Source organism: Vibrio sp. D420a (assembly GCF_030248625.1).
In the GTDB taxonomy this organism is placed as follows: domain Bacteria; phylum Pseudomonadota; class Gammaproteobacteria; order Enterobacterales; family Vibrionaceae; genus Vibrio; species Vibrio fortis_A.
In genome coordinates, this window is the sequence record NZ_JAHGAN010000002.1 from 268,381 (window position 1) to 283,116 (window position 14,736).

Genomic DNA, 14,736 nt, shown 5'->3' on the forward strand with positions numbered 1-14,736 from the left:
GTGTGAGTTTTTTAGTTATTCCCCGACTACATTGTCGTTCTTGGTTGCTCTTCGATGAGATTGTTAATCCATTTCTTCGATTGAATGCGTTGGCTTGTGAGTGCGATTTTGACCAACTCTTCAAGTAAAATAATCAACATTACCCATTCTAATGGCCAGCCCAAAACCAGTGCTGTGTAGTAGGCGAGCGGTATGCCGATCGCCCATTGTCCAAACAGGTCGATAAAGATACTGTAGTTAATATCACCACCACTTTTCAGTACGCCTCCAATACCAACCATATTGAAAACACGTAGAATCATACCCAGTGCAATCACTAAGGTGACATTTACAGCAGTCTCTTTTAACTCTAAGTGTGTGAGTTGTACTAGGTAAACAATCACTGGTTTTGCGATAAAGCAGAGAAGTGCAAGTACTATTGCAAGCCCGCAACTGACTAATACATAGCCCCAAGCCGTGTTCTCGACTCTTTGATAGTTCTGCGCGCCTATTTCGTTACCTAGAACGATAGAAGCTGCAACGGCAAATCCCATAAAGGCAGAGATCAATATGCTTTCGACAGGTGACAGTAGTGAAATGATAGCCAGTTCACCGACGCCCATTTGGCCCACTATGACGTTGTAAATCAGCAAGCCACCAGCCCACGCTGTATCGTGGATGAGCATTGGCATAGCAATAGTTAGGTACTTTTTCCTATGTTTAACAACTATGGCATCTCGCCAGTTGCTGAGTGTTGGAAAAAGATGGGCGTAATGTTCTTTCGCCAAAACAAGTAGTGCGACAGTCTGAACGAACCTCGACGCAGTGGTACCGACAGCGGCGCCAACTACGCCCAGTTCTGGGAAACCGAATAAGCCGAAGATAAGAAGCGCATTGAGCATAGCGTTGACCAAGATAGCAAAGATGCTGATCTTAGTAGGTAGCTTGGCTTCGCCAACGGATCGAAGGGCACTTTCTAATGGCACGACGATCGCGGTGCCGATAAGGCTGGCTCCTGTTATCCAAAGGTAGTCCGTTGCCTGTTGAACGTAATCAGGATCTGAGGCCACAACAGATACTACTGATTCAGGAGCCAATAAATAAACCGCAACAAATGGCACTATAGCGATGATGGATAACGCCCATGATTGAGCCAGCGTGCGACGAATGCCATTAAAATCACCAGCACCAAAATATTGCGAAGCTAGCACGCTTACAGCCCCGCTAATTCCAGACACCATAATCAAGTTGAAGAAAAAGATTCTGTTGCCCACACCAACTGCGGCTGTTGCGGCATCACCTAATTGGTTAACCATAAAGATGTCGATAACGCCGAGTAATGAAAACATCATGGTCTGAAGTGAGACAGGCAATCCGATTTGTATCAGCTTTTGCCAAAATTCTTTGTCTAAATGACGATATGTAGAGCGCATCGCAATTCCTTGCTAGTTGATATGCAAGAAGTTTATCTAGATTTTATTTAGCTGTATTTTCTTTACTCATCATTAACTTTTGTCAAACTCTCCATTTGGTATGGATGGTGCAAGCATGGGATTAGGTCGGGCAATGAGCGAAAAACAAGAGCGCTATGAAATATCTGATACCACCCACCAAGAGTTTGTCGACCAAAGCCACGTATTGGCGTTTGAACAGCTTGGGATTGTTCAGTGCGGTACAGCCTCCTGCAGAGATTTCTTTTCTGTTTATCGTAAGAATCAACAAAAGCACATGTTGTTGTTTACTGTACGTGGTAAAGGGTGGCTAGAGAGTGGGGGCTGTCGTTATATTCTTGATCCCGGTTCATGTATTACCGTACCTGCTGGCGTTGAAAATGGTTTTGGGATTGAGGAAGAGACTTGGCAAATAGCATGGATTTTCCTGTCCCCAGATAAGCGATGGTCAAATATCGATAATGATATCTTATACACTTTGACGCCAGCAGCAGACGTCGTCGCTTCTTGCATACATACCTTGCTTCGAAGTATTTCACTTCCGATAGACCTTGGTGGTGCGGTTGCTATTCATAGCGTTGCTCAAATCGAAGCTCTGATTAATGCGCCGATTCCACAGCAATTGGATAGAAACGCAATCCGTTTAGAGCGAGTTTTCGACACAGCTCAAAAGCAGCTGCACAAAGAGTGGAATGTTCAGGAGTTATCGAACTTGTTTCCTTGCTCTGAACCACATTTTCATAGGTTGTGCCAGCGCTACTATTCCCATAGCCCCATGACTCACCTAATGCGTATGAGAATGGAGTATGCAGCGCGGCTACTTCGCTCAAGCGATTGGTCAATACAACATATCGGTGAGATAGTTGGTTATCCAAATGCAGCAAACTTCAGTACACGCTTCAAGGCATGGTCTGGCATGACACCAAGGCAATTTAAACAGAGCGCACCATAGCTACATTGCTAAGTGCAATGATTAGGGCAGCTCAAGAACAAGTAAACAGCATTCAATCTATCAACGAAATTGTTCGATAAATCGACGGTTATCAGATTACTTATGCTAACTAAGCGGTTCTAATAAAAAATGTTTCTGATTTGACTATGATAATGTTAACGTAAAACTCATTACTTGAATTTCAAAGGGTTGTGACTTTCATGTTTTCACATCTACCAAAACCAACTTTAGATCCAATTCTCTCTCTTTCTGTGGCTTACCGTGGCGATGAACGTCCGAACAAAGTCGACCTCGGCATTGGTGTTTACCGCAACAACCAAGGTGAGACACCAATCATGAAGGCCGTTTCAATGGCACAAGATATTGTCGTTGAAAACCAGAAAACCAAAGCTTATGTTGGCCTAGCGGGTTGCGAAGAGTTTAACCAAAGTATGATCGACCTGTTGTTGAAAGGAACTTCAGCAATGGATCGTGTTGCCGCTATTCAAACGCCAGGTGCGAGTGGTGCTCTGCGCATGCTGGGTGATCTTATGAAAGTCGCGCAGCCAGATACAACGGTTTGGATCTCTAATCCAAGTTACGTAAATCACCAACCTGTGATGGAAGCGGCAGGACTTAAAGTTAAGCACTACTCTTACTTTAGCCCTGAAACAAAACAGGTTGATACGGCAAGAATGCTCGAAGAGCTTTCACAAGCGGGTCCTAATGATGTTGTGCTACTCCATGGCTGTTGTCATAACCCAACGGGTGCTGACATCGACTTTGCAGCATGGCAGGAAATCACCGCGCTATCACAGAAAAATGGATTCCTACCGTTTGTTGATATTGCTTACCAAGGTTTTGGTGATGGTCTTGAAGAAGATGCGAAAGGTCTTCAATTCATGGCAGACAATGTTGAAGAGATGCTAATCACAACTTCGTGCTCGAAAAATTTCGGTTTGTATCGTGAAAGAACGGGTGCTGCAATCGTCGTTGGTAAAAACAGCCAAGAAGTGGGTAACGCGAAAGGTAAACTTCTTACTCTTGCTCGTTCTACTTACACTATGCCGCCAGATCATGGTGCTGCACTTGTGAAAACAATTCTTCAAAATCAAGAGTTAACACGCATTTGGAAGCAAGAATTGAGTGAGATGCAGGGCCGTTTGTTAAATCTTCGCCAAACATTATGCAATGAATTGCGAAATACTTATAACACGTCACACTTTGACTTCATTGAAAGCCATAAAGGTATGTTTACTGTACTAGGCTTTAAAGAAGCTCAAATGAATCAATTACGTGAAGAGTATGGCATTTATGGTGTTGGTGACGGTCGCATCAATATCGCAGGTCTTTCAGAGTCGCATATTCCTTACGTAGCTAACGCAATCGCTAATGTATCAAAATAAAATGGTGACTGAATGTACAATTGGAAAGCAATTATAACCCTGATGTTAAGTGGTGGCCTTGTTGCTTGTTCTACGACGAGTCAAGTTCCTGTCGAGCCAGAGCAGAAACCACAAATCGAGCAACCTGTTGTTGACGATTCAAGTAAAGCGGACGAAAAAGACGGGGAGTCTTCTAAAGATCCCGTAACTGAACCTGAAAAAGAGCCAGAAAAAGTCGAGAAACCTGCTGAGCCAGAAAAGAAACCAGTGCCGCCTAAAAAACCAGAGAAAGTAACGAAAACCTCTGATGGTAAGTTAATTCTTGGGGAAGAAGAGTGGGTTTATGTTCCTGGTCTAGAAGAGTCGTTTAAAGCACGCGTTGATACAGGTGCAACAACATCTTCAATCAGTGCTATTGATATCGTTCCTTTCGAGCGTGACGGCAAAGACTGGGTTAAGTTCAAAATTGAACACGATGGCATTAAGAGTCAAGAAGTGAGCTTACCGGTTGAGCGCTGGGTTAAGATTAAACAGTCAAGTGCAGAAGGCACACAACGCCGTGCCGTGATTGTTGCTAACATCCAGATTGGTGATCTTAAAGATAAAACGGAATTCACATTGGCTGACCGTACTCACCTAACTTACCCACTGCTATTGGGTCGTAGCTTCTTTAGAGACGTAGCGGTAGTAGACGTGAGTAAGAAATACGTTCAAGACAAAGTTAAAAAGTAATCATTACTCATTAAATTTTGTTGGAAGATTGATACAAATAAAAAATCCCGATAAGCGTATAACTTATCGGGATTTTTTATTTAGTGGCGCAGTGGTTTAGTACTTGAACAGTTGTACTTGAGTGTTAAGCTGCTGCGCAATGCCACGCAACTCTTCTGACAGATGGCGTGAGTTGTCTGCCTCTGTCGACATTTTGTCAGATACGTCGTTCACAAGTTGGATATTCTTACTCACTTCACCTGTTACTGTGCGCTGCTCTGATGCTGCATTAGATATGTGCGAAGCCATATCGGAGATCTGTTGAATTGACGCCGCGATTTGCTCTAGTGCTTCTGTAGCATTATTCGCATCATCAACACTTGATTGCGCTAGATTTTGGCTGCGCTCCATAGACTCTACTGCAGAGACACTGTTTTTCTGCAGCGTTTCGATCATTTCACGAATTTCATCAGTCGAGCTGTGAGTACGTTGTGAAAGTACGCGAACCTCATCTGCAACGACAGCAAACCCGCGGCCTTGTTCTCCGGCACGAGCCGCTTCGATGGCTGCATTAAGAGCGAGTAGATTGGTTTGCTCTGCAATGTCTGAAATCGTTGAGAGAATAGCATTGATATCTAATGCGTTCTTTTCCAGTTCTTGAATAATACCTGACGCATTTTCTACTTGCTCTGCCAAGCTCGTGATTGATTCTTGGTTACGGATGATTACACGTTTTCCTTGCTCACAGTTCTCTGTCGAGCTAATGGCTGAATCCGCGGTCATCTGAGCATTGTTCGCCACTTCTTCTGCTGTTGCCGACATTTCGTGCACTGCAGTCGCTATTTGTGAGATTTCGTTAAGCTGAACCGTTAAACCATCGCTAGTCTGGCGAGCAACATTGGTACTCACTTCTGATTGTTCATTAAGCTGGCTTGATGAATGAGCAATATCGCGAACAATTTCTTGAAGCTTGGCAATAAAGGCATTTACGTGCAAAGCCAACGTTCCAATTTCATCTTTACTGTTTACAGAAATACGCTGCGTAAGATCACCGTTGCCTTTCGATAATGCTTCCATAGCTGTACTTAGGGTAGTCAACGGCGCGAGTGCTTTCTTAATCACAAACATAGCAACGAAGGCAATAACGACTAATTGCAACATACCAAACATTGCCGATTGACGCAGTAGCGATCGATAAGACGCAAAAGATTTGGTTTTATCGATAACGATAGTGAAATACCAATCAGTGTGAGGGACTTTTTGTGCAGATAGGAATGATTCTGAATCGCCGATGACCATTTCCTCAAACTCTGAGCGACTCGCGATCGACTTGATCTTCTGTGCCGAGAGGTTGTTGGAGATGTTAGATATAGATTTCAACGTCAATGAACGATCTTTATGAGCGACAATCTTGCCTGAACCATCAACTAGAAATGCATAAACACCCGGTTGCTCAACGTTAACGATGTCATTAACCAGTGCGGTGAGATTCAAATCTGCACCAATAACGCCTGAATAGCCATTTGTATTAAAAGGGGATGCAATGGTAACAACCAGTTCATTGGTGGCAACGTCTAAGTAAGGTTCTGTCACGACGGTACGACCTTTAGCCATTGGATTTTTGTACCAATCTCTGGTGCGTGGGTCGTAGCCTTCTGGTACAGGGAGATCAACACCTTGTAAAAAGCGGCCATCTGAAAGGCCGGCGTAGGCGATTTGGAAGCGTCCAGCGTTAGTACTTTGTGTGAAGTAGCTCTCTGGTGAACTTGTGTATTTGAAGGCGTCTTTCGCAGCATTAACTACGTTAATTCGGCCTTCAATCCACTTTTCAATACCCGATACATTAGAAGTCGTTAATGTGGTTGAGTATTGTTGAACTGAACGGTACGTCTCATTCAGCAGCTGTTTACCCGTGACGTAAGTCTGAATCATTGTCATCGCGAAAATGATGACAACAAATATCAGAGTCAGTTTGTTTTTTATCGATATGCTGTTACCACCCATTACGGTACTCCATCTCTCAGCAAAATTTGTGAGAGATTAGCAGTACGCCATGTTGCGGTAAAGTGATTTTATCGCTTAGTCGTTAAATATTTATATCGCTTATGTATCTCATGATTTTTAGTGATAAAAATCTAAATAAATTAATGATTTAAACCATACAAAATCAAGAGTAGCTTAGAAACCAAATCGCGCTGACATCAGCACTTGATGACCATAAGTACCGTTGTTACGCATATCAACACCGACAGACAGTTGTTCTGTTGAATGGAAACGCGCACCAAAGCCTACGATAGAGTTAGTCCCATCATTATCGATAAGCTGACCGAGGCGAGCATTAACTTCGATGTTTGCCATTAACCATGCTTTCACACCAACGTTAACTTCGGTTTTAAAGCTGTTATCATCATTGCGTTCGATATTGTGCAGTAGCATTTGACCGTAAATGTCAGCAAACTGACCAATCGGGCCGTTGAAGCCAATGCCACCTGCTGCATCCCAGTCACTTTCAAAGCCGGTATCCACACGACCGATGAAGTGTGCGTTTTGGGTAAATAACGTTGTGAATTCACCACCAAATGTACTTGGGCTAGCACCCATTCGGATTTCAAAAGTGTTGTAGTTGAAATTGTTCGCCGACGCGGCAAATGAACACAGCGTGGTTAATCCGATCAGTAGCGTTTTTTTTGCGTAACCCTGCATGGTGACTCCAATTTTTTGTATTTAGGGCAGTATATACAAAAAAGCCTGCAATATGCAGGCCATTTTAATTAGAGTCGATCGAGATTATAGAATTTGGATATGGTCAACTTCGATCTCTGGAGTTTTGCCACCTTCGTATTCACCAAAGATACGTACTTGTGTTTCAGCGGTCAGTGGTTGAGCTAGCTTGATATCGTCATCTAACTCGATTTGAATTTCACTTTGGCCGTCAGAGAAGATGAACTTGTCGTTGCGAACCTGGCGAACGATCTTACCATCTACAATAGCTTCTTGTTCGGAGAACATGCTTGTGTTTTCAAGCAGTGTCGCAATAGTCGTTGATTCTACTGGACCTGTGTAAGCGATACCGCTGTTGTTGTCTTTATGACCATCAGCTAGAGCGATAGCTGGAGTAAGGATAACTGATGTTGCGATTGCTAGGACTGCTTTTTTCATAATAAATACCTCATTGGTTATGTTTGGTTGAAACGTTTTGTTTCGATGAGGCTATTAAACAACACTGGGGTTGAATTCAGCGTGAGTAACGTATTCATTTTCCATTCATTTTCATGAGCATCTTATTATCAATAACGCTACTATAGAGACAAAAGCGCGGTTGTTTGCGTCTAAGAATGAAGGAAATCAGTTTTCATGTTGACACCACTTAAGGCCCTTATGGTTCAGGGCACGACATCGGATGCCGGAAAAAGTGTATTGGTGGCAGGTTTATGCCGCGTATTGGCTCGGCGCGGCGTTAAGGTCGCCCCATTCAAGCCACAGAATATGGCACTAAACAGTGCGGTGACCGAAGACGGTGGTGAAATTGGCAGAGCACAAGCTGTTCAAGCTCAAGCCTGCAATGTAAAGCCGACGGTTCACATGAACCCAGTACTCCTTAAACCGAATTCAGATACAGGTGCGCAGGTTATTTTACAAGGTCGTGCATTAACCAACATGGAAGCAACTGGTTATCACGATTATAAGAAAGTCGCCATGGATACCGTGATTGATTCATTCGATCGTCTTCAGGTTGACTATGAGAGCGTTATGATTGAGGGGGCGGGCAGTCCAGCCGAAATCAACCTTCGTGAAAATGATATCGCTAACATGGGTTTTGCTGAGAAAGCAGACGTTCCGGTGATTATCATTGCAGATATTGATAGAGGCGGTGTTTTTGCTCATCTATACGGTACTTTAGCGTTATTGTCGAAATCTGAGCAGCAGCGTGTCGTTGGTTTTGTGATTAACCGTTTTCGAGGTGACATTAAGCTATTAGAGTCTGGTTTAGATTGGTTAGAACAGAAGACAGGCAAGCCTGTGATTGGTGTCTTGCCTTATCTGCATGGCTTAAACCTAGAAGCTGAAGATGCGATCACCACAGCGCAAGAATCGAACGGTAATGCGAAGTTAAAAGTTGTGGTGCCTATATTTACTCGTATTAGTAATCACACAGATTTTGATACCTTGCGTCTAAACCCTGACATCGATCTGCGTTATGTTGGTAAAGGTGAACGCTTAGATAAAGCAGACCTCATTATTTTACCTGGCACTAAGTCAGTTCTAGCTGACCTAGACTACATGCGTGAGCAAGGTTGGGATAAAGATCTTCAACGCCACCTGCGTCTCGGCGGTAAGGTCGTTGGGATTTGCGGCGGTTATCAAATGCTAGGTAAGTCGATTGACGACCCGGACGGTGTAGAAGGTCAACCAGGCTCTTCTATTGGTTTAGGCTTGTTAGAAACAACGACGGTTTTGACGCAACAGAAGACACTGACTAATGTAAGTGGGAAGTTGACTCTGAATGGAAGCGCATCCGACGTAAAAGGTTATGAGATTCATGTTGGTAAGACTCAAGTCAAAGAAAAGGACATACCGATACAGTTAGACTCTGGTGCTATTGATGGAGCAGTTAATAGTGAAAACACGATCTTTGGAACTTATCTTCATGGTCTGTTTGATAACAGTGAAGCTCTAGCTTCGATTTGTGAGTGGGCAGGTGCGAGCGCTGTTGCGACGGTTGACCACCACGCTCTTAAAGAAGAAGGTATCGATCGGATCGCAGATGCTATCGAAGAGTACATGAAGCTAGATTTGTTGTGGCCTGAACTTAATACCATCAAAAAATAGAATGAACAAATAATCACGTGAAAGAGAGTGTGATGCAAAAACGATTGCTGACGGCAGCACTGGCTATTTTAGCTTTTCAGGTATCTGCGCAAGACTCCATTAAGGTCTATGCCGCATCTTCAATGACCAACGTCGTTAATGAACTGATCTCTGAATTTGAAAAGAACCACGCTATTGATGTTACACCTGTGTACGCGAGTACATCATCATTAGTTCGCCAGATAGAGCGCGGTGCACCTGCAGACGTGTTCATCGCAGCGAATGAAAAATGGATGACACACTTAGTCGATAGGGGGTATGTTTCAGGTGACAATGTCACTAGCTGGGCTGGCAATGAACTGGTTTTGATCTCATCGGAATCAGACAAAACCGACTACTCTCAGTTCAGGCTTGACGATGCAACCACATGGCAGGCTACGCTACAGGGTGAACGACTAGCTGTTGGTAATACCATGTCGGTACCCGCTGGTATCTATGCGAAAGAGTCTCTAGAAGCGTTAGAAGTGTGGCAGAGTGTTCGCACTCGTCTAGCCCCAAGTAATAATGTACGCATGGCTTTGGCATTGGTTGAAAGACAAGAAGCGATACTTGGTATCGTATATAAAACCGATGCTATGCTTTCCACTGATGTTTCAATAGTTGATACATTTCCTGAGTCATCACACACTCCAATACGTTACCCTGTAGCGAAATTGAACGGTAATGAATCGACGCAAGCCTTTTATACCTTTATGCAGGGCGGATTTTCTAAGTCAGTCCTCGAGCGCTACGGTTTTAATACGCATTAATGTTTTATTTATCGGATTACGAATATCAAGCTCTGTTGTTAAGCCTTAAGGTCGCGGGCTTTGCTATTTTGTGGTTGGTACCTATTGGTATCGGCATTGCTTGGCTACTGGCGAAAAAGCAGTTCATCGGTAAAGGCTTGGTGGAGAGCCTTGTGCATCTTCCTTTGGTTTTGCCTCCAGTTGTCATCGGTTATCTACTACTGGTCATGATGGGTAGGCAGGGCCTTATTGGCTCGTGGCTTAATGATGTGTTTGGGGTGGTGTTTAGTTTCAGTTGGAAGGGAGCATCGCTTGCGTGCATCGTTGTGGCACTGCCGTTGATGGTGCGTTCTATCCGCTTAAGCTTAGAAACCGTAGACAGTAAATTAGAAGAAGCGGCTGCGACATTGGGTGCATCACCAATTAAGGTTTTCTTTACGATAACTCTGCCATTAATGGTTCCGGGTATTATCACTGGCACTATGTTGTCGTTCGCTCGTAGCTTAGGAGAGTTCGGGGCGACAATCAGCTTTGTATCCAACATTCCAGGTGAAACGCAGACGATCCCTTTAGCTATGTACACGTTTATTGAGACTCCCGGTGCAGAGATGGAAGCTGCGCGCCTATGTGCTATCTCTATAGCAATTGCGCTTGGTTCTCTTATGCTATCTGAGTGGCTCAATCGAAAAACAGTAAATAAGTTAGGGGGGAATCAATGAGCGAATTGATACTCAAATATCAGCAGAAGCTCGGTGAAACTGAGTTTGATGTTGATCTGACCTTACCTAGCCAAGGCATTACCGCGATATTTGGTCGTTCTGGTGCGGGAAAAACCTCTTTGATTAACGCCATTAGCGGGCTTCAGAACCCTGATAGCGGTCAAATTAAGGTTTCCGGCAAAACCTTATTCGATAGCGCTAGAGGGATCGATTTGCCAGTTCACAAGCGCCAAGTGGGCTACGTTTTTCAAGAGTCTCGTCTTTTTCCGCACATGAAAGTGTCGAGTAATTTGAAATATGGCGTTAAGACGCCTGACCAGAAACATTTTGATCAAGTCGTCGGTCTTTTATCTCTAGAAGCTCTACTTGATCGATACCCAGCAAAGTTATCAGGTGGTGAGAAGCAGCGAGTCGCCATTGGTCGAGCTCTGTTGTCTAAACCAAGTATTCTATTAATGGATGAACCATTAGCCTCGTTAGATTTGCCGCGCAAACGGGAAGTGATGCCGTTTTTAGAAAACCTTTCGGAAAGCGTAAAAATCCCTATTGTTTATGTTACTCACAGCCTTAATGAGATCCTAAGGCTCTCTAACTACCTAGTAATCTTAGACCAAGGCAAGGTGCTATCTGCGGGACAAACAGAACAAGTATGGGCGTCCAGAGCGATGAGGCCATGGCAATCATTTTCTGAGCAAAGTTCTCTGTTTGAGGCGAAAATTGTTGAGCACAACGATGACTATGCGTTGTCTAAGCTTGCGCTAGGTAATACGACGTCGCTTTGGGTTCAGCAGGTCGATAACCCAATTGACGCCTCAGTGAGGCTGCAGATTCGTGCTAACGATGTATCCCTGTCGCTACAGCAGCCCCAAAGCACGTCGATACGTAACATCTTGCCAGCAATTATTCGTAGAGTAGAGACACAGCAACACGGACACAACAAACAGAGTGTTGCCGTCGAGCTTGAATTAGAACCGGGTTGTTATTTGTGGGCAACCATCACTTTGTGGGCATTGGATGAGTTGAGTCTAACGATAGGGCAACGCGTGTTTGCACAGATTAAAGGTGTGAGTGTCGCTCAGCGTGACATTGCAGTGACTCACTAGCTAGTGTCTATTGAAAATGTAAATGTTGTTTGTAAATGGATGAAATAGTCACACAGGAACCTGTGATACTAGTACCATATATAAAGATTCAATTTGCGATGAATAACAAAAAGCCGCTCAATAGAAGCGGCTTTTTATTTTCTTATAAAGAACAGAAGGTTACTTATCGATAACCTGAATTCACTACTTAGTGAAAACTTCTTTAAAGTCACGCTTCAAGATTGCATCACGACGAGCTTTCTTGATTTGTTTAACCATGTCTTTCACACAGTTGTGAAGAACTTGGTCAAGAAGTTGAGCGCGGTACTCTTCTTTCTCTTCGTCAGTCATGCCTTCTGGCAGTTTAAGAGTTGGGAACTCTTCCATAACGTTAATACCAGCAAATGACTGGCTTACAGAGATTAGAGCGTGGAACTGTTCGAAGTTGTCTAGAACGTTCTGTGCGCTTGCTGGAAGGCTATCCCACGCTTCGCGTACTGCTTCTTCAGACACCTCGTGAATAGAAGTAACCATGTTGTGCATCTCTTTTGGCACTTCATCAAATTCGATAACTTGACGTAGCTCTGGAGAGATAGTGGTTAAATCGATTTCTTGTTGCTCGTTGTTTGTAGCGTCTGACATAGTATTTCTCTTCAAAAAGAAACAATGCTAAAAAGATCTGTAAAAAAGTCAATATAATATAGAGACGACCGCATGAATTAGCGCCAGTTTTAGGCTATTTTCATAGTTCAACACAATATAAAGGTGACGTAATGGCAGAAATGGGATCATCAATGCGTATATTGCTTGTCGATGACGTTCAATTAGATCGAATGCAACTTGCGATTCGTCTTAAACAGATAGGTCATGAAGTTGAAGCGGTAGGCAGTGGCAAAGAGGCTTTAGAAATTTACTCCCAGTTTGATCCTGAACTCGTCCTTTTAGATATCAGTATGCCGGATATGGATGGTTTCGAAGTGGCGAGAGAGATCCGTCGTCAATTTCCAGATTGGATCCCAATTATCTTCTTGAGTGGTCATGATGAACCAGAAATGATTGCAAAGGCTATTGATGCTGGTGGTGATGACTATCTAATTAAGCCTGTAAATAAAGTAGTCCTGAACTCTAAACTTATTGCGATGCAGCGTATTGCCGCGATGAGACGAGAGTTAAAACAGAGTACCGCTAAGTTAGAAGAGCTTAATTTGCTACTGAAACAACAGGCAAATGAAGATGGATTAACCAAGCTTTACAATCGCCGTTACATGGATACTAAGCTTGAAGAGAGCATAGCATGGCATGGCCGTAGAAAAGCACATATGACCATCATCCTTCTAGATGTCGACTTCTTCAAACCTTACAATGACAATTATGGCCATATACAAGGCGATAACTGTCTGCAAGCCTTGGCCAGCACTCTTAAAAAACTGTTTGTTCGTGCCGGTGAGTACGTAGGGCGTTATGGTGGTGAAGAGTTCATCTTGATACTCGGTGATACAGATAGAAACTTTGCAGAGCAACAAGCTCAGCGGATTCAAGAAGCATTAGAGAAGATAAACCTCAAACATGAGCATTCTACTGTATCAGATAGGGTTACAGTGTCACAGGGGGTGTTGACATTTGTCCCGACGGGTGATGAGTCTATAGAGGGTAGTTATCAAGCGGTTGATAATGCGCTTTATCTAGCTAAAGAAGGTGGTCGAAATACTTATGTATTGCGAGATATCGCAGAGGTAAATCGCTAGCAATAATCTATATCCGTACAAAAGGCTATGTGTGTAATGAAACTTATGTTTTCGATAAAGAAAAACAGTGGAGGGCAATGATAGTCTAGTGGTAAAGTCGGCCGCCGTTTTTATTGGCTGTTGCCGTTTTATTGATTATTGTTAGAGGATTTTCTTTTTGGATCTTCGGTACTTACCTATTGTGTTTTTCATACCATCGCTGGCTTGTGCAACGAGCTTAAACGATGCTGTGCGGAAAGATCTCGAACAGAACTTTGCAACAAACGTTGTCCTCAGTGATTCGGACGTATTTACATTCGGCTTTCATAACTTTGACCCTAATAAGGTCTTTAAAATCGATAACGAAAATATTGGTACGACGGAATCAATCAGCCGACGCAAAGATATTGCCGCGCTGAGTTTACCTTACACAATTGAATTACCGTCTTATATTGAAGATAACCGACAAGAACTAACCTTGCGCTTGTCGGCTCTTAGTATCGACCAAGATGTTGATTTATCCTCAGGCACAGCCCCAGATGCCTTAAGTGAATATGTTGTCTCGGGTTATCTGGAGTTTGCCAACGTGAATCAGTTAGACGAGCATTGGAGCGTCAACACTGCCATTGGTAATCACATTTCTTACTATCGTAACGACTATACCTATCGAAGTGGCATACTAGAGCCTTACCGCAGTGTATTGGACGGTTTCATCGTCAATACAGATGCTTGGGCCTATATTGTTGAACCGAATATAAAGCTCACCTATCAAGATCTACATGATTGGGGACGGCTTAAGATAAGCTCGAGTTGGCATTATTTTTACGGCCATGGCTGGGGGGAAGCCAATGAAGGTGACGTAGGGAACCCAGAAGGGTGGTATCTCGCTAATGAAGTCAAAGTTTTTTACGACTTGATATCATGGCGTGACAATGTCACATCAATGTACTCTAGCGTCCGAAGAATTGATGTCGGTGGCGATACGTCAGCCCCATTGGGTACACACTCGTATTACGAAGCAAGCTTAGGGTGGTTATTAGACCCAGACTTACTCAATGATTGGGTTGATAACGTAGGGATAGGGCTTACCATAAATTACGGTAGTTCTCTCAAGGGCGGTAGCCTTGTGGTCTTTTTCAATCAAGACTAATTACCGC

14 protein-coding genes are annotated in these 14,736 nt (G+C 43.5%); 9 read left to right on the forward strand and 5 right to left on the reverse strand.

Going from position 1 to position 14,736, the window contains the following annotated elements; all coding sequences use genetic code 11:
- Positions 1-26: 26 nt before the first annotated feature.
- The gene (locus tag KI743_RS02090) at positions 27-1,412 is read right to left on the reverse strand and encodes an MATE family efflux transporter (protein ID WP_285464614.1); all 1,386 of its coding nucleotides are present in this window, start codon (positions 1,410-1,412) and stop codon (positions 27-29) included.
- A gap of 133 nt (positions 1,413-1,545) precedes the next feature.
- Between KI743_RS02090 and KI743_RS02095 the strand changes: the two genes are divergently transcribed.
- The 3 genes from KI743_RS02095 to KI743_RS02105 all read left to right on the forward strand — a co-directional run bounded on the left by KI743_RS02095 (position 1,546) and on the right by KI743_RS02105 (position 4,478).
- Positions 1,546-2,382, forward strand: coding sequence for an AraC family transcriptional regulator (locus KI743_RS02095; RefSeq protein ID WP_285464615.1), 837 nt, complete (start codon positions 1,546-1,548; stop codon positions 2,380-2,382).
- 200 nt (positions 2,383-2,582) lie between these two features.
- On the forward strand, positions 2,583-3,767 hold the full coding sequence (locus tag KI743_RS02100; RefSeq protein ID WP_032552509.1) for an amino acid aminotransferase: 1,185 nt from the start codon (positions 2,583-2,585) through the stop codon (positions 3,765-3,767).
- 12 nt (positions 3,768-3,779) lie between these two features.
- A complete protein-coding gene (locus KI743_RS02105; protein WP_032552510.1) occupies positions 3,780-4,478 on the forward strand; it encodes an ATP-dependent zinc protease in 699 nt (232 codons plus the stop codon).
- Positions 4,479-4,574: 96 nt separating this feature from the next.
- On the opposite strand, the gene KI743_RS02110 is transcribed toward KI743_RS02105, so the two are convergent.
- The 3 genes from KI743_RS02110 to KI743_RS02120 form a co-directional block, all read right to left on the reverse strand.
- Entirely contained in the window at positions 4,575-6,461 is a 1,887-nt protein-coding gene (locus KI743_RS02110; RefSeq protein ID WP_285464616.1) for a methyl-accepting chemotaxis protein, read from the reverse strand.
- A gap of 174 nt (positions 6,462-6,635) precedes the next feature.
- Positions 6,636-7,160 carry a hypothetical protein gene (locus KI743_RS02115; protein WP_032552512.1) on the reverse strand — a complete coding sequence of 175 codons (525 nt, stop codon included), beginning with the start codon at positions 7,158-7,160 and terminating at the stop codon, positions 6,636-6,638.
- Between the two features lie 84 nt (positions 7,161-7,244).
- Entirely contained in the window at positions 7,245-7,616 is a 372-nt protein-coding gene (locus tag KI743_RS02120) for a YgiW/YdeI family stress tolerance OB fold protein (RefSeq protein WP_285464617.1), read from the reverse strand.
- A 195-nt stretch (positions 7,617-7,811) separates the two neighbouring features.
- Between KI743_RS02120 and KI743_RS02125 the strand changes: the two genes are divergently transcribed.
- The 4 genes from KI743_RS02125 to modC are packed head-to-tail and all read left to right on the forward strand — an operon-like array spanning position 7,812 to position 11,876.
- Complete coding sequence (locus KI743_RS02125) at positions 7,812-9,287, forward strand: cobyric acid synthase (RefSeq protein WP_285464618.1); 1,476 nt, start codon at positions 7,812-7,814, stop codon at positions 9,285-9,287.
- A gap of 32 nt (positions 9,288-9,319) precedes the next feature.
- The gene (modA, locus tag KI743_RS02130) at positions 9,320-10,075 is read left to right on the forward strand and encodes a molybdate ABC transporter substrate-binding protein (protein ID WP_285464619.1); all 756 of its coding nucleotides are present in this window, start codon (positions 9,320-9,322) and stop codon (positions 10,073-10,075) included.
- Complete coding sequence (gene modB / locus KI743_RS02135; RefSeq protein ID WP_285464620.1) at positions 10,075-10,773, forward strand: molybdate ABC transporter permease subunit; 699 nt, start codon at positions 10,075-10,077, stop codon at positions 10,771-10,773. The genes modA and modB overlap by 1 nt, the downstream gene beginning before the upstream one ends.
- Positions 10,770-11,876 (forward strand): molybdenum ABC transporter ATP-binding protein ModC, encoded by a 1,107-nt coding sequence (gene modC / locus KI743_RS02140; RefSeq protein WP_285464621.1) that lies wholly within the window; start codon positions 10,770-10,772, stop codon positions 11,874-11,876. The genes modB and modC overlap by 4 nt, the downstream gene beginning before the upstream one ends.
- Before the next feature lie 183 nt (positions 11,877-12,059).
- Here the strand turns inward: modC and KI743_RS02145 are convergent, their stop codons facing one another.
- A complete protein-coding gene (locus tag KI743_RS02145) occupies positions 12,060-12,497 on the reverse strand; it encodes a DUF3069 domain-containing protein (RefSeq protein WP_150869563.1) in 438 nt (145 codons plus the stop codon).
- A gap of 131 nt (positions 12,498-12,628) precedes the next feature.
- Between KI743_RS02145 and KI743_RS02150 the strand changes: the two genes are divergently transcribed.
- The gene (locus KI743_RS02150) at positions 12,629-13,600 is read left to right on the forward strand and encodes a diguanylate cyclase (RefSeq protein ID WP_225310904.1); all 972 of its coding nucleotides are present in this window, start codon (positions 12,629-12,631) and stop codon (positions 13,598-13,600) included.
- Between the two features lie 148 nt (positions 13,601-13,748).
- Positions 13,749-14,729, forward strand: coding sequence for a Solitary outer membrane autotransporter beta-barrel domain (locus KI743_RS02155; protein ID WP_150869564.1), 981 nt, complete (start codon positions 13,749-13,751; stop codon positions 14,727-14,729).
- The last annotated feature ends 7 nt before the right edge of the window (positions 14,730-14,736 follow it).